General features: G+C 38.3%; 15 protein-coding genes. 7 read left to right on the forward strand and 8 right to left on the reverse strand.

Annotated elements, in window-relative coordinates; genetic code table 11:
- Positions 1-61: 61 nt before the first annotated feature.
- Genes GR160_RS05295 through GR160_RS05305 form a run of 3 tightly spaced genes read left to right on the forward strand, consistent with a single transcriptional unit; the run spans position 62 to position 4,098 of the window.
- On the forward strand, positions 62-2,782 hold the full coding sequence (locus GR160_RS05295) for a putative LPS assembly protein LptD (RefSeq protein WP_160748777.1): 2,721 nt from the start codon (positions 62-64) through the stop codon (positions 2,780-2,782).
- A gap of 4 nt (positions 2,783-2,786) precedes the next feature.
- Complete coding sequence (locus GR160_RS05300; RefSeq protein WP_160748778.1) at positions 2,787-3,701, forward strand: hypothetical protein; 915 nt, start codon at positions 2,787-2,789, stop codon at positions 3,699-3,701.
- Positions 3,702-3,717: 16 nt separating this feature from the next.
- The gene (locus GR160_RS05305; RefSeq protein ID WP_160748779.1) at positions 3,718-4,098 is read left to right on the forward strand and encodes a RidA family protein; all 381 of its coding nucleotides are present in this window, start codon (positions 3,718-3,720) and stop codon (positions 4,096-4,098) included.
- On the opposite strand, the gene GR160_RS05310 is transcribed toward GR160_RS05305, so the two are convergent.
- From GR160_RS05310 to GR160_RS05330, 5 genes are all read right to left on the reverse strand, one after another.
- On the reverse strand, positions 4,079-4,456 hold the full coding sequence (locus tag GR160_RS05310) for a methylglyoxal synthase (protein ID WP_160748780.1): 378 nt from the start codon (positions 4,454-4,456) through the stop codon (positions 4,079-4,081). The two genes, GR160_RS05305 and GR160_RS05310, sit on opposite strands and share 20 nt — an antisense overlap.
- A gap of 17 nt (positions 4,457-4,473) precedes the next feature.
- The gene (locus GR160_RS05315) at positions 4,474-5,322 is read right to left on the reverse strand and encodes an N-acetylglucosamine kinase (protein ID WP_160748781.1); all 849 of its coding nucleotides are present in this window, start codon (positions 5,320-5,322) and stop codon (positions 4,474-4,476) included.
- Between the two features lie 151 nt (positions 5,323-5,473).
- Positions 5,474-6,475: a type I glyceraldehyde-3-phosphate dehydrogenase gene (gene gap / locus GR160_RS05320; protein ID WP_160748782.1), complete on the reverse strand. Its 1,002-nt coding sequence runs from the start codon at positions 6,473-6,475 to the stop codon at positions 5,474-5,476.
- A 47-nt stretch (positions 6,476-6,522) separates the two neighbouring features.
- Positions 6,523-7,509 (reverse strand): 6-phosphofructokinase, encoded by a 987-nt coding sequence (gene pfkA / locus GR160_RS05325; protein WP_160748783.1) that lies wholly within the window; start codon positions 7,507-7,509, stop codon positions 6,523-6,525.
- A gap of 209 nt (positions 7,510-7,718) precedes the next feature.
- Positions 7,719-12,179, reverse strand: a complete 4,461-nt coding sequence (locus tag GR160_RS05330) for a translocation/assembly module TamB domain-containing protein (RefSeq protein WP_237421166.1) — start codon at positions 12,177-12,179, stop codon at positions 7,719-7,721.
- A 169-nt stretch (positions 12,180-12,348) separates the two neighbouring features.
- Here GR160_RS05330 and tsaD point away from each other — a divergent pair, with 169 nt between their 5' ends.
- Positions 12,349-13,371 (forward strand): tRNA (adenosine(37)-N6)-threonylcarbamoyltransferase complex transferase subunit TsaD, encoded by a 1,023-nt coding sequence (gene tsaD, locus GR160_RS05335; protein WP_160748785.1) that lies wholly within the window; start codon positions 12,349-12,351, stop codon positions 13,369-13,371.
- Positions 13,371-14,078: a 16S rRNA (uracil(1498)-N(3))-methyltransferase gene (locus GR160_RS05340; RefSeq protein ID WP_160748786.1), complete on the forward strand. Its 708-nt coding sequence runs from the start codon at positions 13,371-13,373 to the stop codon at positions 14,076-14,078. The genes tsaD and GR160_RS05340 overlap by 1 nt, the downstream gene beginning before the upstream one ends.
- A 67-nt stretch (positions 14,079-14,145) precedes the next feature.
- Here the strand turns inward: GR160_RS05340 and GR160_RS05345 are convergent, their stop codons facing one another.
- The gene (locus GR160_RS05345) at positions 14,146-15,129 is read right to left on the reverse strand and encodes a D-alanine--D-alanine ligase (protein WP_160748787.1); all 984 of its coding nucleotides are present in this window, start codon (positions 15,127-15,129) and stop codon (positions 14,146-14,148) included.
- A 105-nt stretch (positions 15,130-15,234) separates the two neighbouring features.
- On the opposite strand from GR160_RS05345, the gene GR160_RS05350 reads away from it, so the two are divergent.
- Positions 15,235-15,861 carry a PASTA domain-containing protein gene (locus tag GR160_RS05350; protein ID WP_160748788.1) on the forward strand — a complete coding sequence of 209 codons (627 nt, stop codon included), beginning with the start codon at positions 15,235-15,237 and terminating at the stop codon, positions 15,859-15,861.
- Positions 15,854-16,897: an RluA family pseudouridine synthase gene (locus GR160_RS05355; protein WP_160748995.1), complete on the forward strand. Its 1,044-nt coding sequence runs from the start codon at positions 15,854-15,856 to the stop codon at positions 16,895-16,897. Before GR160_RS05350 ends, GR160_RS05355 begins: the two co-directional genes overlap by 8 nt.
- A 183-nt stretch (positions 16,898-17,080) precedes the next feature.
- On the opposite strand, the gene GR160_RS05360 is transcribed toward GR160_RS05355, so the two are convergent.
- Positions 17,081-17,572, reverse strand: a complete 492-nt coding sequence (locus tag GR160_RS05360; protein ID WP_160748789.1) for a hypothetical protein — start codon at positions 17,570-17,572, stop codon at positions 17,081-17,083.
- Positions 17,573-17,664: 92 nt separating this feature from the next.
- Entirely contained in the window at positions 17,665-19,053 is a 1,389-nt protein-coding gene (gene lpdA / locus GR160_RS05365) for a dihydrolipoyl dehydrogenase (protein ID WP_160748790.1), read from the reverse strand.
- Positions 19,054-19,157 lie beyond the last annotated feature (104 nt).

Raw genomic sequence — 19,157 nt, forward strand, 5'->3', positions numbered from 1 at the left:
ATTGTATGTTTGACACTTCAAAAAAATAAGCCACACTGTTACAAAAATAGTATTAAAACCATTGCGTACAAACTTATTTCATATCGTTTTATTAGCAATTTTCCTAACAGTTGGCGGCAGTACTGCCTTTGCCCAGGAAATTAAATCTAAAAAGCCTGCGGTGCCCGCTGAAAAACAAAACAGTAGCACCAAAACAGAAAAACAGCCCGATGCCGTTGCCGCACCGGACAATACTGCTATACCCGACACTACCGAAGTAGCAATAGCAAAACCTGTAGCCGACACCGTAAAGAAAAAAGGTATTGATGCCATTATAAAAAGGTCTGCCAAGGACTATGAAAAAGTAGACCAGAAAAAAAAGGAACTTACTTTATATAACGAAGCCGAACTATATTATAAAGATATAGAACTCAAAGCAGGCGTAATTATTATGAATTATGAAAAAGACGAGGTTTTTGCCGGAAGGCTTAAAGACTCGTTAGGCAACTACTCGCAGCTTCCTTATTTTAAACAGGGCAGCAATATTGTTGAGGCCGACTCTATACACTTTAATACAGTAAGTAAAAAAGCAAGGGTTTGGAATTCGAGGTCAGACCAGGGAGAGTTTACCGTTTTTGGTGAAGTTACAAAAAAGGAGAATGACTCTGTTTATTTCATGAAAAATGCAAAGTTTACGACCTCTAAAAACAAAAAGAACCCCGAATATTACTTTTTAGCACGTAAAATAAAATTGGTTCCGGGCGAAAAAGTTGTTGTAGGCCCTACCAACATGTATATTGCCGATGTGCCTACCCCGTTGGGTATTCCTTTTGCTTTCTTCCCGATGACCACAAAAGCCGAATCTGGTTTTATTATTCCGAGTTATGGAGACAGTAACGCCCGTGGTTATTACCTACAGGATGGAGGTTATTATCTTGCGCTGAGCGATTATTATGACCTTGCCGTTACAGGAGACTATTATACTAACGGCAGTTATGGTTTCCGTTTTCAGTCTAACTATGCAAACCGCTACCATTACAGCGGTAACTTAAACATTCGTTTTGAAAACCTTGTAACCAGCGAAAGAGGTTTGCCAGACTATGCACGCGCCAATAACTACAACATACAGTGGAGCCATAGCCAGGACAGCAAGGCAAGCCCTAACTCAAGGTTTGCTGCAAGTGTTAACCTTGGTTCCAGCCGCTACTTCAGGCAATCAATGAACACTGCAAATATAGGCTCCAGTTTAAATAACACATTGCAGTCATCGGTATCCTATTCAAAAACGTTTCAAACTGTGCCGCAGGTAAACTTTTCGCTTAGTGCCACACACAGCCAAAACACCAATACACAGGTTATAAACATGACCCTGCCAACGCTACAGGCCAGTGTAGACAGGATATTCCCTTTTGCTCCGGGCGATGCCCCAAAAAAAGGTATTATAAAAAACCTGAACCTTCAATACAACCTGCGCGGTGAAAACCGTATTGCTACGACCGATTCTTTATTTTTTAAACCCGAAATGTTCAGAGATGCAAAGTCGGGCATGCAACATAGTATTCCTATCAGCACCAACTTTAAAATATTCAAGCACTTTAGCGTTTCGGCAGGTACAAACTATCAGGAAACATGGGTAATGAATACCATAAACAGAAGCCTTGTAAACGACACCATTGTAACCCGCGATGTTAAAGGGTTCGACTCTTACAGAACTTACAATTTTTCGTCAAGCATTGGTACAACCGTTTATGGTATGTTTAATTTTGGCGATGATAAAAAAATACAGGCCATTCGCCAAGTAATACGCCCGTCGATATCTTACAGCTACACACCAAGTTTTGACCAGTATTATGACACCTACCAACTAGACAACACCGGAACACAATACAGGGATTATACCCGTTTTGAAGGAGGTTTGTTTGGAGCTCCGGGCAACAGTTATTCTAACAATATTGGTATTGCCGTAAACAACACATTTGAAGCCAAGGTGCGTAATGACGACGAGAATGCCACGGAGGAAGATAAGTCTAAAAAAGTAATGCTGCTAAACAACCTTAACTTTACTACGAGCTACAACATGGCTGCCGACTCGTTGGCATGGTCTCCGCTGCGTGTAACAGCAGGTACAGCTCTTTTTAAAGATAAAATGAACATTAACTTTGGTGCTACCCTCGACCCGTATGCATTAAGCAACTCAGGACAAAGGATTGACACTTATAATATAGACAACGGTGGTAGCCTTTTCAGGTTAACAAGTGCTAATGTTACGCTAAACTACTCTATTAGCAGCGATGAAGCTTCAGGAAACAAGAAAAACGAAGACAGCCAGACAGCACGAAACGGCGGACGTACTGATGACCTTTTTGGCGTAGGCAACGATATGAATAACGGAAAGAGTATGTTTGGCGATGAAGAGGAAGACGACTCTAAAAAGAAAGATAAAAGTGAAGGTACCTTTTTTAATGCCAAATTGCCATGGAACCTAAACCTTGCTTATTCACTAACTTACAACAATAATAACCGTGAACGAAAAGTTAGCGGTAGCTCCTTAATGGTTTCGGGTAACGTTGATATTACACCGCGCTGGAAAATGGGCTTTTCGTCGGGTTATGACTTTGTACAAAAAGGTGTTACATTTACACAGCTGCGCTTTGAACGCGACCTGCTTAGCTGGCGTATGGACTTTAACTGGGTACCGTTTGGAACCAATACCTACTGGGGCTTTTTTATTGGTATAAAATCGTCTATACTTAGCGATATCAAATATGATAAACGCCAGGTTCCAGATAGGGTTATCAGGTAGTTTTATGGAGAGTATTACGTCTAAGAGGAGTCTGTATTTTTATACATGTAATATTTCTTTTTTATTTTTTGCTTGTATCTCTCTAATCTTAGAATTTAAATTCATTCAGAAAATACAAAATGGATACACAATAGTTTTATCAGATTATATACAACCAATACTTTTTCTTATTTTATTTTTCTTCCTTATATATTTAGTTAAATGTTATTTACAGACTGTTCCCACAATAACTATCGACAAAAAAAGCATACGGATTAAAAACGAAATTTATCGCATAAATAATATTAAACATATAGTTTACACCGGCAAACAGCCTTTCATATATAATTATAAGGAAGGTGCAGAAATCACTTTATATGATGGAACAAGTATATACATTTATGATGAATTTTATGCAAATGCTGCCTCTTTAAAAGTATTCTTAGATTCTGTAATTAATAATCGGATAATTATAAATATACCTATTAATACATATAATATTGCAAATGAAAATATCAAATATTTCACGCAAGGTATTTTTTCAAATATAAAGCTATTTGTAATTATCTTAATCAGTTGCACATTATCATTATTTTTAATGTTCACAACAACTATATCTGCATATATATTATTTGTCCCTTTAGCTACTTTCGTTATTATTACTCCTTTCCTTTGCGGCGAAATGTATTATTTTGGTATTAGCGAAAAATATTTCATAATACGTAACTACGTACAATTTTGGAAAAAAGATGTTTATCCTTTAAGTTTTATTCGCGAAGTGGTGCATGAACCACGACACAAATATCGTAAGGGACTGAGAATTATAACCAAAAACTACCGCTCAGAATTTTGCATAGCTCAAACTCTTGATGATAATGATTGGAAGGAGTTGAAAAGATGCTTAGTGGGACGAAATATCAAAGTAAGAGACGAACTTTAAATTAAACAATACAACCATGAAAAAAATCATTTTTACAGACAAAGCCCCTGCTCCTATTGGGCCATACAGCCAGGCAGTTCTTATAGGCAACACACTTTACACAAGTGGTCAAATACCTTTAGATCCTAGTACTGGTGAAATCGTGGGCGAAAGCATTGAAGCCGAAACTAAACAGGTTATGGAGAACATGAAAGCCGTTCTTGAAGCCGCAGGTATGGATTTTAGCAATGTAGTAAAGACCAGTATTTTTATTATAGATATGAACGACTTTGCTAAAATAAACGCCGTATATGGCAGCTATTTTAACGAAGAAACCGCTCCTGCAAGAGAAACGGTTCAGGTGGCAAAACTGCCTAAAAACGTAAATGTAGAGATCTCTATGATTGCGGTACAGTAATAGTACTTACAAATAATTCTGCTGATGCAGGGTTTGTGGCTAGCGGCACATTGTGCACGTCACAAACCCTTATCAGCATATTAATATCGGCATCATGAGCGTGGCTCGCCAATGGATCTTTAAAGAAAAGAACCATTTGTGTTTTTCCTTCGGCTACCCTGCCCGCTATCTGTGCATCGCCCCCTAATGGACCTGAAAGCATTTTTCTCACTGTAAACCCAGCCTCTTCGGCTTTGCCGCCTGTAGTGCCTGTTGCAATAAGTTTAATATTTTCGTTTAATAAAATATCTTTATGGGCGTTTAAAAAAACAACCATTTTGTCTTTCATACCGTCGTGGGCAATGATAGCGATCTCCATATATTTTTAAAAAAAAATTAGTTAAGTTGGTGGTATTCTATAAGGTTGTCTATTGGCCTTCTTAAAACATTACCAAGTGTAAGACCATTGGCACCCAACACCTCGGCAAGCTCTGCTTTAAGGTAAAATGCAATAGAACCAACAAAGTGCACTTTTACATCGGCAGCATTGTCGTATTGTTTAATATAGTTATCAACAAACACCCGCATGGCTTCTTTGATAATTTTCTGGATAAACTCCTCGTCTTTATTCTGAATTAAAAACTTGGCAAATGTAGCCAGGTAAGCATTAGGATTTGGCTCTTTGTAAAGGTTGTGTTTAATGATGTCCGGATCAAGGTTATATTCCGACTCAAATTTTTCAGCCAGATGTTGTGGCATTTTATTGAAATAATAAGCACGTACAAGATCGCGGCCAAAACGGTTACCACTACAATCATCCATAGCTATATATCCAAGAGACTGTACTTTTTGTTCCAGTTCTTCTCCGTTAAAATAACTACAGTTAGAACCTGTACCCAAAATACATATAATAGCTTTTTCGTTGTTTGGGTTTGTAGCATAGGCAGCTGCATAAGTATCTTCCCTTACACTAACATCGGCATTCGGGAAAAATTCTTTAAATACACCTGTCATGTATTTTTTCATCCTGTCAGTACCGCATCCTGCTCCATAAAAAAACAGGTTGGTTACTTCTTTACGGTTGTTGTAAATATCAAAACGTGCTTCAAGCCTTTCAAGAGCTTCCTGCTTGTTTATAACTTCGGGGCTAAGGCCAAGGGTTTGGGTAGTAAATAGCCTGTTGCCATTATCATCAAGTGCAATCCAGTCTGCTTTCGTTGCACCGCTGTCCACTAAAAGTTTCATGTGTCAGGGATTTTTGTTTGGGTTAGTATGGGATTAAGTTTGGGTACTTAATTTTATTATTTTATTACTATATGCTTACGATAGGGTTAAGCCGTTTGCATAAAAAAATAAAGCCCCGCCTTTATGCAAAAGACGGGACTTTATATAAATATTATAGAGACGCAATGTGCGCGGCTAGGTCAATAAGTTTGCTTGAATAGCCATACTCATTATCATACCAAGATACAAGCTTAAAGAAAGTAGAGTTAAGACCGATACCGGCTTTAGCATCTATTATACTTGTTCTTTTATCTGAAACGAAATCCTGAGATACTACATCATCTTCTGTAAAGCCAAGGATACCTTTAAGCTCACCTTCAGAAGCTGCTTTAAGAACTGCCATGATCTCATCATAAGAAGTTTCTTTAGCTACTTTTACAGTAAGGTCTACTACAGAAACGTCTACTGTAGGAACGCGGAAAGACATACCTGTTAGTTTTCCGTTTAGCTCAGGAATTACTTTTCCTACTGCTTTTGCAGCACCTGTAGATGAAGGAATGATGTTTACGCTTGCAGCACGTCCGCCTCTCCAGTCTTTTCTTGAAGGACCGTCAGCAGTCATTTGAGTTGAAGTTGTAGCGTGAACAGTTGTCATTAAACCTTCTACTATACCAAAGTTATCGTTGATTACTTTAGCAAGCGGAGCAAGACAGTTTGTAGTACAAGATGCGTTAGATACGATAGTATCTGCAGCGGTAGCTTTGTCATGGTTAACACCCATTACAAACATTGGCGCATCGGCCGATGGAGCAGAAATAATAACTTTTTTAGCACCACCTGTAATGTGTTGCTGTGCAGTTTCAAGAGTTGTAAAAATACCTGTAGACTCTGCAACTACGTCTACACCAACTTCATCCCATTTAAGGTTTTTAGGATCTTTCTCGGCAGTAACCCTAATGTGTTTGCCGTTAACATAAAGTTGGTTGTCTTTAACTTCTACAGTACCGTTAAAACGGCCGTGAACTGAATCATATTTTAATAAATAAGCCAAATGATCTACATCAAGCAGGTCGTTAATAGCCACTACCTCAACATTATCTCTGTTGAAAGTTTCGCGGAAAACGATACGGCCAATCCTACCGAAACCGTTTATCCCTAATTTAACTGTTGCCATTCTTTTAAATTTGTTTTTATTTGTTTAATACTAATCGTGTGAGATTCTTAAATTGAAACGATGTCGGATACTTTTATAAGTTCCTGATTTATTTGCGACTTGCCTTTTACTGCAAGTTCAAGAGGTGTAAGCACAACTTCGTCTTTAATAAGACCAACCATATAGTTGCTGTTGCCTTCTAAAAGAGTTTCTACAGCTTTAACACCAAGCCTGCTGGCAAGCACCCTGTCAAAACAAGATGGCGAACCGCCACGCTGCATATGGCCAAGTATAGATACACGCACATCATATTCCGGCATGTTTGTATCAAAATATTCTTTAAGCTCAAAAGCACTTTTACCGCTTCTGTCGCCCTCGGCAATAACTACTATGCTTGATGATTTACCTGAAGCTTTACTCTTTTTAAGCGACTCTACAAGCCTGTCAAGTCCCATATCTTCTTCAGGAATAAGTATTTCTTCAGCACCTGCGCCAATACCTGCATTAAGTGCAATGTGGCCTGCATCGCGCCCCATTACCTCTACAAAGAAAAGCCTGTTGTGTGAACTAGCTGTATCGCGGATTTTATCTATAACCTCTACTACTGTATTTAGGGCAGTATCGTAGCCAAGTGTAAAGCTGGTACCATAAATATCATTATCTATTGTACCCGGAATTCCTATTACAGGGAAACCATATTCTGCATTAAATATAAGACCTCCGGTAAAACTACCATTACCTCCAATAACCACAAGAGCATCTATACCTTCTTTAACCAAATTGGCATGAGCCTTTTTGCGCCCTTCTGGAGTCATAAATTCTTTAGATCTTGCCGATTTAAGAACCGTCCCCCCTTTATTAATGATATTATTTACACTACGGGGACCCATATCTTTAAAGTCGCCTTCTATCATTCCCTGATAGCCCCTGTAGATTCCTGTACATTCTATTTTATGATAAGCACAGGTACGAACAACAGCTCTGATTGCGGCATTCATACCTGGTGAATCTCCTCCTGAAGTGAGAACGCCTATTTTTTTAATATTAACTGACATTTTTTAGTATTTGATTGTAAAATTAATAATTTAATATGATTAATATATTTGTTTTTAGGTTATAATATAAAAAACGCAGATTTTCAATCGTTTTCGTTAATAAGTTTTTTTGAAAGTAATGTTAATTATAACCAAAAAAGCAAGCTTATCTTTAAAAATAAGCCTGCTTTTTTTCATTTTATAAAATTTTAGAAATCCTAATCAGATATTTAATCGGTTTCAGGTATACGCTCCGGTTCTTTATCTTCGTCAGTTCCCTTCTTCTTATTTCGCGAATCTCCAAATTGTATATAATCAGGAGCAAGTTCAGAATCGGGAATATCGGTACCCCTGTTGTTATTATCAGGTTCGTCGTTTTTTGCCTTTTTAAATACTTTCCATATCAACTCACTAAAAGTATCAAAATCAACATCCCATGTAAGTCCAACTCCCTGAGTATAACCTATACCCTCTCCTAAAAAGTTAATATCATTTTCGCGGTTAAAAACTCTTGCCTTAAATGTGCCGTCGTCGTTAAGCCTTAACTGAACCTCTACATTTCCTACTACTGCCGATTGGTTTACACCGCCCACAGGCACACCCAGCACACCGTTAACGGTTATCCTGTCGTTTATTTGAGACGAGAGTGTAAGCCCAAATTGTGAATTGGTTTCTACATACGGATTACGGTCTGCCTGAACATAATTAACACCTACTTTTACTTTGCTCTGCTCATCAGTAAACAGGTCGTTAAACATGCTGCTGGCACGCTCAAACAAACTTCCGTAAACAGCCGTACTGGCATTAGTCTGGCTTATAAAACTACCGGTAGACAATAGTGATAATGCTTGGGTTTGTCGCGTGTCCATATCACTTAGCTTATAATCAAGATCTGATTTAAGCGTAGAACTCACACCAGGGAAGTTAATATTAAAATCAGGCTCAGGTGCCGTAATGTTTCCGTTAAGCGTAATGGCAACCTCTACCGGAATGCTCCTGCTAAACGATGCAGATTCCAACAGTACCGATGGGTTTGCCTGTGTTTTATAAACCGCCTCAAGATTAAGTTTAGCCTTGGTAGGGTCGCCCTCCCATACAATACTTCCCCCCTCTTTTACCACAAACTTTTTATCGAACAGTCCACCATACTTAAAATTATACTGTCCCTGCCTAACCGAATAGTCTCCCCACATATTAAACTTACCGAGGGTATTGATATTTAAAAGCATCAAACCATCTCCGGTTGCTGTAAGACTGTGCCCTGTGTTTTTATCGATCACCACCTCCAGCTTGGCGTCGGGTGTAATGTTAAGCTCAAAATTAAGTTCAAGGCCTTTATACACTTTAGCGTCTTTGGCAACAACACCTTTACCTTTGTTTAGTTTTTCCTGCGGACTTAAAAAATGTATAAATGCGGCATTATTAGTACCCGTAGCTCCGGTATTATTGATATTAAGTTTAATATCGGTATCTTTTGCCGACTCAGCATTTACATCTATAACAAGTGCCGTTGTAGGCCCGGTTAATGTAGCCTCTCCCTTAATAAAAGCTGTTCCGTAATACAGAGCGTCATCAGAATCTTTAGTATCAAGCACCAGTAACCTATCCGATGTTATTTTAAGGTCAAGCCCCCAATTCTTAAAGAAATCGTGTTTTAAACTTCCGTTAAGCCTGCCTTTGGTTTTGTATTTTGAATCGGTTAGCTCTATATTCCTGAAAAAGATCAGCTCTTCGGTAAGGTCTACAGTTGCATTCTCTTCAAAATTAAAGTCAGTGTTCAGGTAACCTACCCTGAGCCCACCTCCTTTAATATACAAACGCCCGTCTATTTCAGGCTTTTTGGCATTCCCCACAATAGCAGCCCTACCGGAAGCTTTACCCCTTATTTCGGGGAATATTGTTTTTAAGAAAACCTCCAACGGACTCAGATCGAAATCAGAAAACGTAGCATCGAGCGACAGTAGTGTTTGTTTGTCTACAATTTCTATATTACCGCTTGTTGCGAAGGTTTCTTTATCATCTTTAGTAAGCGTTGTGTTGATATTGAATTTCCTTAACGAACGGTCTCCGGTAACCTGCAAACTCATATCGCCCAAATTATGTTGGTTGATGCGAAGCGTATCTATAGTTAACGACGATGCAGGCGTAAATTCATTTCTGTTTTGTTTTAAGCTTACTTCGCCGTTTAATCGACCTCCAAAATTGAGGCTGTCTAAGGTTGGTGTTATTTTCCTGAGGTCTACATCATTAAATGAAAGCCTCACGTCTTTATAGGTAGAATCCCGAAGTATCCCACTAACCTCTACTCTTTGGTCATTATGAGACATCGATATTTTGTCTACCGAAAAGTTAGTAAGCTTTTTATTGAATATTATCTTGTTATCCTTGGTGTCGTTCTCATTTATAAACCATTGGAAATCTTTAAAATTGATCTCTGATTTTTTAAACCCAACTACAGAGTTCCTGTCTTTATCTATTGTATGGAAAAGGTTAAGCTTAAAAAGGTCGGCCGCTTTTTTGCCTCCTTTAAATTCTGTACGAACATACAGTGTGTCGTTACGGGTAATATTGATAAGGCTAAAATCAGTCACTTTGTAACCTTTAGTGCGTGCACTGTCTATACTGACATAGGCATTATAAAGCGGATTTTTATTATCAACATCTATACTTATGTTATTAAAATAGTTATTATAAGCAGTGATCTCGGGCGAATTAAATGCGAGTTTAAATTCTCCCCTGTCGCTATTAACTTTTCCGCGCAGGCGCGTGTTTTGCCCAACAGTTACTTCCGGCAACACAATTTCAACTACCTTATTGTATATCGTCAGGTCAAAATCGAGATACTGACCTTTCTTGAGTTTATGCGGAGAATAATTTGTGTAAAGGCTGCCTACGGCATTTTCCATAAGCTTGGGCAACTGTCCAACATCAAACTTTCCTGTAACCCTGCCATCAATAATATCAGTAGAATTCACAGTTAGTGCGCGCACATTGTTCTCATCAAAAGATGAAGCGACAAAAAAGTCTTCAAAATAATAACTGTCTTTACTGTTTTGATAAGACAGTCTCGAAATTTGAAGTTTACCAGCTATATCATTTATATTATTGCCTTTGGCATCAAATATAAGATCTCCCTTAAAAATAGAGAGTGTATCTTTTTTCATCAGTTTTAAGGCTACGAGGTCGGCATAGTCTACCTGGGCATGAAAATCAAACTCTTTTTTCTTTTTACCCATATCTACAAGGCCATCAAAGCTCATGAGAAGGTTAGGGTCGTTGCTGTTTACCTTACCTTTAAAATAAGGCCATTTAAACCTGCCATCTACCGTAATATTTTTGTAAACATATTTATTATAGGTAAACCCGGTTATATCTCCACTAACAGTAGTATTTAAAGATTCCTTATTAAAACCGCGACCGTCTATATCTAAATGCAGGGTTGTGTTACCTATGGTTTTAACATCGGCAATTGCCCCCAGGTTAAAATCAGTTAGGTCTATGGTGCCGGTATAAGCTGCTTCCGAAGGTTTATTGTAATCCTTAACCGAAAAATTAGCATTAGCCTCACCCAACCCGGACATGATATACATCCTCGTATCTATATCCTGTTTGGTAAGTGTAGCATGACCAACCATATCTACGCGACCAAATTTGCCCAATAATACTGGGAGACTATTTCCTAAAATGCGTGGCATTATGGCTTTAAGATTTTCGTAATTAGAAGTTATCCTGTCAAAATCGCCATTCATGTAAAAACCCGGGCCTTTTTTGTCAAACAGATGCCTGAAGTTTACCGAACCTATAATTTCAGAATCGTTGCCATCCAGCAATTTAAGATTATACAATACAAAATTGTTTAATGGCCCTTTAAGCGTTGTAGACAGGTAATACTTTTGGTTTTTACCAAACTCATTATAAAAATAGTTAAGTTCGTTACTGGATATTGTTGCCCTGTTTACTGCAAAATCAAACTTTACTTTATTTATAAAGTCTTTCATTTGCTCACGTGTATAAGTAAGCGTAACATGGCCTTTTAATACCGACTCAGCCGTTACCAATTCCAAGTCTTTTAATTTAATATTGGTCTTGGTATAAGAAAACCCTGCCTTAAGGTTCTTTACGAAAAGGCCACGATGGTCTAACAGCGAAAGCTTTTTAATATCGGCACTAACATCACCACCTTTAATATAAAAGTCTTTAAGCTCGCCGTTAAGCTTTTTAAAGTCAAGCACACGCGGTGTTACCGCATTTTCGTTAGTAAGCCTGTACCTGCCGTTAGTTACAAACAACCTGCCGGAACGAAGCCTGAACTTGCCGCTGCCGGGTTTGCCATTATCAAAACTTTTTACAAAAACATCAAGGTTAGAACTATTTTCTCCCTTGTAGGTTTTCATATGAAAATTAAGTTTTTCTGCACGTATGGTTCCAAACTTTAAGTTGCTTTGGGCAATAGCCCTAAAATTAAGAACATTGGTTTGAAGCCTGTTGGCAGATGCAAGAGTATCATTATGATGGTCCATAATAAGCACCCCTTTTAATTTTACACCGCCAAATATAGATATGGCAACTTTATCTATATATATATGAGTACCAAACTCTTTATTTAAATAATTACCCGCATAATGCGCTATACCTGTTTGTACAAAAGGCAGCGACAGGGCTATGGCTACAAACAGCAAAAAAAGCAACAACCCTACCAGGGTGCGTATAACTATTTTTTTAAATTTTTTGATACTGCTATTTGTTTTAAATTTGTACTGTTTTTTGGGGTTGAAAGCCAAACAACAAAAGTAGATAATTTTACAATCGTTAATAAGCCTTTAACCGTTTTTTAGTAACTCAAAATCTGTGCCTCAAAATATGGCAGAAAACCCAACATACATACTATCTATAGAAAGCTCATGCGATGATACTGCGGCCGCTGTAATGTGCAACGACAAAGTGCTTAGCAATGTTGTGGCAGGACAAAAAATACACGAGCAATATGGAGGCGTAGTGCCCGAACTTGCCTCACGTGCACACCAGCAAAACATAGTTCCGGTTATAGATGTTGCGCTGGAAAGGGCCGGCATACAAAAATCGCAGCTTAGTGCGGTTGCCTTTACACAGGGGCCTGGGCTAATGGGATCTTTATTAGTGGGCAGCTCGTTTGCAAAATCTATGGCGCAGGCTCTGAATGTACCACTGATAGCGGTTAACCACATGCAGGCGCACATACTTGCCCATTTTATAGACGAAGAGGGTTTTGATAAACCTGTTTTTCCGTTCCTGGCCATGACCATTAGTGGCGGACACACACAAATTGTTAAGGTAAACAGCTTTTTTGACATGCAGGTTATTGGCGAAACGACCGATGATGCCGTTGGCGAAGCTTTTGATAAAAGTGCCAAAATTCTTGGCCTTCCCTATCCCGGTGGGCCATTGGTAGATAAATATGCCCAGCTTGGCAACCCAAAGGCCTTTGCTTTTACCAAACCTAAAGTGCCGGGGCTCGATTTTAGCTTTAGCGGATTAAAAACCCAGATACTTTATTTTGTACAAAAAAATATTGCCGCCAATCCTAATTTTATAGCCGAAAACATAAATGATATTTGTGCTTCTATACAGCACACCATCATTAATATTTTAATGGACAAGCTGAAACTGGCTGTAAAAGAAACAGGTATTAAACAGGTAGCCATTGGCGGAGGGGTTTCGGCAAATAGCGGTATCCGTAAGGCGCTGACCGATGCACAAAAAAAATACGGATGGAAAACCTTTGTTCCTAAATTTGAATATACTACCGACAACGCTGCCATGATAGGCATTGTAGGCTACCACAAATATTTAGAGCAGCAGTTTAGCGATGCTGCTACAACATCTAAAGCAAGAATAGAACTGTAATGCAACTATTTTATAACCCCGATATTAATCCCGGCGCTGCATCTTTTTTATTTGATAAAGAAGAAAGCCGACATATTGTAAAAGTACTGCGTAAAAAAGAAGGCGACAGTGTACATATTACAAACGGCAAAGGATATTTATTTAGCTCTGAAATTATTTTTGCCAACGAAAAAAAATGTGAGGTAAAAATAACTGATGAGCAATTCTTTGAAGCTATACCCTACTCTCTTCATCTTGCGGTTGCCCCTACCAAGCTTAACGACCGTTATGAATGGTTTTTAGAAAAGGCTGTTGAAATTGGCATTACAGAGATCACACCCATTATTTGCGACCACAGCGAACGTACTGTTTTTAAAGCCGACCGTTTTGAAAAAATATTGCAAAGTGCCATGAAACAGTCTTTACAATATTATATGCCGGTGTTGCATGAGCCTACGCCATTCAGCACTTTTGTCAGCAATCAAAAAACAGGACAGCTTTTTATTGCACACTGCGAGGAGACTGATAAAAAACTATTAAAACATGTCCTGCAGCCACAACAGCAGGTTACAATACTGATAGGCCCGGAGGGCGATTTCTCTAATAAAGAAATTACACAGGCTTTGAGTTTAAACTACGTTCCGGTGTCGTTAGGAAACACCCGTTTGCGTACAGAAACCGCTGCAATTGTAGCAGGACACAGTGTTGCTTTTATAAACGAAAATTAGCATAAACATATAAGGCCGAAAGCAATGCTTTCGGCCTTATATATTTATGTTGACTATCGTAAAAAAATTATTTCAGCAAACGTTTCCTGTTTAAAGCCAGTTTTATTTCGTTGTCAAACAAATCGCTCATGGCTATTCCGGCATGCTGTGCCTGCTGCGGAAATATACTTTGCGGAGACAGTCCCGGATTGGTATTAATTTCTATAAAATGAGGCTCTCCATCCATAACAATAAAATCAGTACGGCTAAAACCACTCATACCTAAAGCCTCATAAGCTTTGGCAGCCGTTTCGCGCACTCTTTGCTCAGTCGCTTCATCCAGGCGTGCAGGTGTAATCTCTTCTGATTTTCCGAGGTATTTGGCTTCATAATCAAAAAAGTCGTTATGAGACACTATTTCGGTCAATCCCAATACAGTGGTCTTGTCTTTATAATTAAGTACACCAACCGATACCTCTGTACCCTTAAGGTATGATTCTATAAGTATATCGCTGTCTTGGGCAAAAGCAAATTCAAGCGCTTTGTCAAGTTCGCTAATGTCATTTACTTTACTTACGCCAAGACTGCTACCACTCTGATTAGGCTTCACCATAAAAGGCAAACCAAGAGTATCTACAATTTCCTGTGAAGTTATCACATCGCCTTTAGTAAGGTATATAGATTTTGCACGCGGTATATTAAATTTAGAAAGCACACTTAAAGTATCACGTTTATTAAACGTAAGCGCACTTTGATAAAAACCACAGCCTGTATATGGCAGGTTGAGTAGCTCCCAATAGGCCTGCATATGGCCGTCTTCGCCCGGAGTACCGTGTATGGTATTTACAACAACGTCAAAAGTTATCTTTTTGCTGTCTTTTGTGAACGAAAAATCGCTTTTGTCTATGGCTGTTTTTTCATTATCAATAACCACATTCCATCCTTCAGGCAGTATATGTACCTCATAAGGTGTATATTTTGTACGGTCAAGGTTGTTAAGTATCAGCTGGCCGCTGCGTATAGATATAACGGATTCATCTGAATATCCGCCCATTACTACTGCTATGTTCATTTAAATAGTGGTTTAATAGAGGCTTTTTGCCCACACAAAAATATCATTATTTGCTTAAACTCATAAAGTTTAGTATTATTTATATCTTTGCGAAAACTGATTTACATGAGCCTGAAGATTTTTTTGACAAGCAAAGTTTTTTTTAAACAGATAGGTATTGCAGTAGTCATCATTGTTGTAGTGGTGTTTTTGTTGCTGCAATGGCTTACCATTACTACCAACCACGGAAACAAAATACCTGTGCCGGATTTGCGTAAACTTACTTTGACTAAGGCAGGAGAAAAGCTTGAGGGCATAGATTTGGAATACGTAGTGCTTGATACCGTAGATTTCAGGTCAGAATATCCTCCATATACCATTGTTGAGCAGGATCCACTGCCAAATACCAATGTAAAAGAGAACCGAAAAATATATATTAAGGTAAATGCGGGCGGTTATGCCGCTATTACCCTACCCGACCTTATACAAAAAACATACAGGCAGGCCATACCTACACTTAAAGCCATCGGACTTGAAGAGGGTACTAAAACCTATATTCCTTATCTGGCAAAAGATGTAGTTCTTGAAATGAAGCAAAACGGTAAAACCCTTAAGCCTGGCGATAAGGTTATGAAAGCCTCTAAAATAGACCTTATTTTGGGAGACGGAAAAATTGGCTTTCAGGATACTGACACTGTAACTGTTGTAAACGAAAATACCGAACTTCCGGCAAATAATAAAGATGATGAATAGCAAGCCTATAGTAGAGCAGAATGCTGATGAAGATGAACTATATGAGCATCACCGCTTTGAGGCGGGCAAAGGGCAGCAGCCGTTGCGTGTAGATAAGTTTTTAATGAACCTAATTGAAAATGCTACGCGAAGCAAAATACAAAAGGCGGCCGATGCGGGAAATATTTATGTAAATGATGTTGCTGTAAAATCTAACTATAAAGTTAAGGCGAATGATATTGTGCGTATGCTTTTGGAGCATCCGCCTTATGAATATTTACTTACTCCGGAGAACATACCGCTTGATATTGTTTATGAAGACGACCAACTGCTGGTTATAAATAAAGAGCCGGGCATGGTGGTGCATCCGGGGCATGGCAATTACTCAGGTACATTGGTAAATGCTTTAGCTTATCATTTTGAGAACCTGCCCATGAACAGCAGCGAAAGACCCGGACTTGTGCACCGCATTGATAAAGATACATCGGGGCTTTTGGTAATTGCCAAAACAGAGCATGCCATGAGTTTTTTAGCGCAGCAGTTTGCAGACAAAACATCTGAACGCGAATATATTGCCCTTGTTTGGGGTAATATTGAAGAAGAAGAAGGTACCGTAGAAAATTATGTAGGCCGCCATGTAAAAGACCGCATGCAAATGGCTGTTTTTGATAATGATGAACAGGGCAAATATGCCGTTACGCACTATAAAGTTTTAGAACGTTTGGGATATGTAACGCTAGTTTCGTGTAAGCTCGAAACCGGACGTACGCACCAAATACGCGTACATATGAAACACATTGGGCACACACTCTTTAATGATGAGCGATATGGCGGTGATAAGATACTTAAAGGTACTACTTTTACGAAATATAAACAGTTTGTAGACAACTGTTTTAAAGTATTGCCAAGGCAGGCACTGCATGCTAAGACTTTGGGCTTTGAACACCCTACAACACATGAATTTATGCGCTTTGATTCAAAATTGCCTGCCGATATGCAGGAATGTATTGAAAAATGGCGCGTGTATTCTAAATCGCATACTTCAGAGGAAGAATAGAAATTTTAAATAAATATCAAGTCTAATGTAGAAACTATTGCGTAAAAAGTAGTAGCTCTTATAATTACCTTTTTAATCGCTTTGGATAAATTGTTAATATGGAACTGATATTATAGATTGGTTACAAAGTTCATAAAATTTATTAACCTTAGTTCCAATAAAAACATTTATTAATTGATTGCTTTAAAACCTGAAATAATTTCTTTCCTGTTCACTAAGATTTTTTAGATGGATGGTTATATTTGTACTGTCAAGCGTTGATTCTCCATAGTCAATATAAACCTCATTAGAAAAAGAATCTGGATTTATTTTTTTTATTTCTGGAACTATTCCATTCGTATTAAAGGCATTATATAAATCAGAGTTATTTGTAATCATTAGTGGCATAGATTGCATTGGCTTATTAATGAATTTAGAATAAGTTATAAGAAATATAGCATCGGGAATTACATAAAGATCACAATAGCTAAAATATAGATTCTGATTTTTTTTACCAGAACCGTAAACATCTGCTTTTATATTTTTTCTTGAATATATTATTTTGTTATCAAGTTGTGACAATAGATAATCAGAAATATTTTTATTTTCGTTTTGCCTCTTTAGAACTAAAAAATACATCAGCCCAAAGTAGGCTGTAAAAAAAAGTAAAAAGGAAAGTAAGGATAAATAATTCATACTATAAAAATACAAAATCCGTCCTTAAAAAACTTTAAGGACGGATCTTTATATAATTAAGCAGAAACTTAAATCTGCAATCTTGTATTAGATTAGATGTGTATCACCTCGCCATAGGCAGCAGCGGCAGCTTCCATAATTGCCTCACTCATTGTAGGGTGTGGGTGAACCGATTTAATAATTTCGTGACCTGTAGTTTCAAGCTTACGGGCTACAACAGCTTCCGCAATCATATCGGTAACGCCGGCACCTATCATATGGCATCCTAACCATTCGCCATATTTAGCATCAAAGATAACTTTTACAAAACCGTCGGCCGCTCCTGAAGCCTTAGCTTTACCAGAAGCACTGAATGGGAATTTACCTACTTTAATGTCGTAACCTTTTTCTTTAGCCGCTTTCTCTGTTAAACCTACTGAAGCAATTTCAGGAGTAGCATAAGTACAGCCCGGTATGTTTCCGTAGTCGATTGGATCTACGTGAAGCCCTGCGATTTTTTCAACACAGGTAATACCTTCCGCAGATGCAACGTGAGCAAGCGCCTGACCGGGAACGATATCTCCAATAGCGTAATAACCCGGTATGTTAGTTTGATAGTATGCGTTTACAAGAACCTTATCCCTATCAGTAGCAATACCTACTTCTTCAAGACCAATGTTCTCTATGTTCGATTTAATACCTACAGCAGATAGTAAGATATCAGCCTCAAGCGTTATTTCGCCATTAGCAGTTTTTACTGTTGCTTTAACACCTTCGCCGCTTGTATCTACTTTTTCTACAGAAGCGTTGGTCATAACCTCAATGCCCGCCTTTTTGATTGAGCGTTCAAATTGCTTAGACACCTCTTCATCTTCAACAGGAACAATATTTGGCATAAACTCTACAATGGTAACTTTTGTACCCATAGAGTTGTAAAAATGAGCAAACTCTACGCCTATAGCACCAGATCCAACAACGATCATGCTTTTAGGCTGCTCCGGCAATACCATTGCCTGACGGTAGCCTATAACTTTTTTACCATCCTGCGGAAGGTTAGGCAATTCGCGGCTGCGTGCGCCTGTAGCAATAATAATATGGTCGGCACTAAGTTCTGTAACATTGCCATCTTTATCAGTAACATCTATTTTTTTGCCCGGTTTAACTTTTCCGGTACCAAAAATAACTTCGATCTTGTTCTTTTTCATAAGGAACTGAACACCTTTGCTCATACCTTCGGCTACACCGCGGCTACGGGCTACAACAGCGCCAAAATCCTTATCAAATTCGTTTACAGTAAGGCCATAATCGGCAGCATGTTTAAGGTAATCAAACACCTGAGCACTTTTAAGTAATGCTTTTGTAGGTATACACCCCCAGTTAAGGCAAATGCCACCAAGGTTCTCTTTTTCTACAATAGCTACTTTAAAGCCTAACTGAGAAGCCCTTATAGCTGTTACATAACCGCCGGGACCACTACCTAAAACAATAATATCGTATTTCATGGTAAAATTATTTGCTGTTTTTATTCGCGTACGAAAATAGTTAATTATTTGCAAAGAGGGAAATTTTCGGCAAAACGTTATTTGTTATTTATTTATAAGTTAGT

Source organism: Flavobacterium sp. Sd200, from assembly GCF_009826935.1.
Lineage (GTDB): Bacteria > Bacteroidota > Bacteroidia > Flavobacteriales > Flavobacteriaceae > Flavobacterium.

Excerpts from the sequence above, each read along its gene's own strand:
- GR160_RS05360 (WP_160748789.1), bottom strand. The coding sequence starts at position 17,572 with ATGAATTATTTATCCTTACTTTCCTTTTTACTTTTTTTTACAGCCTAC.
- GR160_RS05300 (WP_160748778.1), top strand. The coding sequence starts at position 2,787 with ATGGAGAGTATTACGTCTAAGAGGAGTCTGTATTTTTATACATGTAAT.
- GR160_RS05310 (WP_160748780.1), bottom strand. The coding sequence starts at position 4,456 with ATGGAGATCGCTATCATTGCCCACGACGGTATGAAAGACAAAATGGTT.
- GR160_RS05350 (WP_160748788.1), top strand. The coding sequence starts at position 15,235 with ATGAGCCTGAAGATTTTTTTGACAAGCAAAGTTTTTTTTAAACAGATA.
- lpdA (WP_160748790.1), bottom strand. The coding sequence starts at position 19,053 with ATGAAATACGATATTATTGTTTTAGGTAGTGGTCCCGGCGGTTATGTA.
- GR160_RS05305 (WP_160748779.1), top strand. The coding sequence starts at position 3,718 with ATGAAAAAAATCATTTTTACAGACAAAGCCCCTGCTCCTATTGGGCCA.
- pfkA (WP_160748783.1), bottom strand. The coding sequence starts at position 7,509 with ATGTCAGTTAATATTAAAAAAATAGGCGTTCTCACTTCAGGAGGAGAT.
- GR160_RS05355 (WP_160748995.1), top strand. The coding sequence starts at position 15,854 with ATGAATAGCAAGCCTATAGTAGAGCAGAATGCTGATGAAGATGAACTA.
- GR160_RS05315 (WP_160748781.1), bottom strand. The coding sequence starts at position 5,322 with ATGAAACTTTTAGTGGACAGCGGTGCAACGAAAGCAGACTGGATTGCA.
- gap (WP_160748782.1), bottom strand. The coding sequence starts at position 6,475 with ATGGCAACAGTTAAATTAGGGATAAACGGTTTCGGTAGGATTGGCCGT.
- GR160_RS05340 (WP_160748786.1), top strand. The coding sequence starts at position 13,371 with ATGCAACTATTTTATAACCCCGATATTAATCCCGGCGCTGCATCTTTT.
- GR160_RS05345 (WP_160748787.1), bottom strand. The coding sequence starts at position 15,129 with ATGAACATAGCAGTAGTAATGGGCGGATATTCAGATGAATCCGTTATA.
- tsaD (WP_160748785.1), top strand. The coding sequence starts at position 12,349 with ATGGCAGAAAACCCAACATACATACTATCTATAGAAAGCTCATGCGAT.